The organism is Allobosea sp. P4_E12 (assembly GCF_056401655.1).
On sequence record NZ_JBFUIY010000134.1, the window covers coordinates 1 to 1035 of the forward strand.

At 62.0% G+C, this 1035-nt stretch carries 2 protein-coding genes; both read right to left on the reverse strand.

Features of this window, described 5'->3' with window-relative positions:
- Positions 1-216 (reverse strand): hypothetical protein (locus AC1DW9_RS36680; RefSeq protein ID WP_476855422.1); only part of this gene is annotated, 216 nt, incomplete at its 3' end.
- A gap of 74 nt (positions 217-290) precedes the next feature.
- Positions 291-716 (reverse strand): DUF1236 domain-containing protein, encoded by a 426-nt coding sequence (locus tag AC1DW9_RS36685; RefSeq protein ID WP_441508370.1) that lies wholly within the window; start codon positions 714-716, stop codon positions 291-293.
- Between the last annotated feature and the right edge of the window lie 319 nt (positions 717-1035).

The following is a 1035-nucleotide window of genomic DNA, read 5'->3' on the forward strand; positions in this document are numbered from 1 at the left end:
CTTTATGACAGTGCGGCAATCGTCATCGTCGAGAACAGCGTGGCCTCGGAAGCCACGCCGTTCCCCGGCAAAGCGGTAGCCACGGGGCTCGTGATAGCGCGGACCATCATAGCCCGGCCGGTCGATTCCGAACTCTAACTGGACCTGCGCTTGCGCCGGAGCGCTGAAGGCGGCGGTAGCCGCGACAGCAGCGGCGATCAGGATTGCCCGTAACATGGCGTTGTCTCCTTGGTTGATCAGGGTGAACCCGATCGAAAGGAGCCCACCCTGTCAGGGTGGGCTCCCGTTGATCACTCGATGATCTGCACGATCTTGCGAGTCTTCGGCTCGACCAGGACGGTCTGGCCGTTAATCACGGTGTAGCGATATTCGGTCTTGCCATAGCGAGCCGGAACCTCTCGATAGGTCACCGTGTCGGGTAACGTGGCGCCGACGATAACCTTTTCGCGGTATGCCACCGACGGCACCTTCTGCTCCGTGACATAGGTGCGGAATTCGGTGCGCTGGTCGGCCGCAATGCCGCCCACAATAGCGCCCGCCGCAGCGCCGCCGACGGCACCCACGGCTGCTCCCACAGGTCCGCCGACGATCGCGCCGCCGACAGCCCCTGTGGCCGCGCCACTCGCGGCTCCACCGGCTGCGCCCGAGTTCGACTGTGCAAAAGCAGTCGCAGGAACGACGGCGAGCGCGGCGACCAAAACAAGATTCTTGATCATGGTTCTTCTCCCTTGATGGCCCCCGCCGCAAATCTAAACGGCTGGCTTGATCGCTTGTTCCATGAATAACCGTTCATAATCAGGGAACTAGCGTGTAGCTGGGTATGTAGACTTGCTTAGGGTTGCGCCGCCGCCGCGTTGCTTCTCGTTGTGCGAGCGGATACTGGGCCTGCGGAACCTTAGTTCGGCTGCGACTTGTAGGCCGTGAAGTTCTTGTCGCGGCTGTTCACCGCCTTGAACTTGCTGCCGTCAATCGCAACCAGGGCGCTCCCGAACAGACCGATCTGACGGCACAGCACCACGAACTGCGCGCAAGCGG

Coding starts and splice junctions, on each gene's coding strand:
- AC1DW9_RS36685 (WP_441508370.1), bottom strand. CDS start 716: ATGATCAAGAATCTTGTTTTGGTCGCCGCGCTCGCCGTCGTTCCTGCG.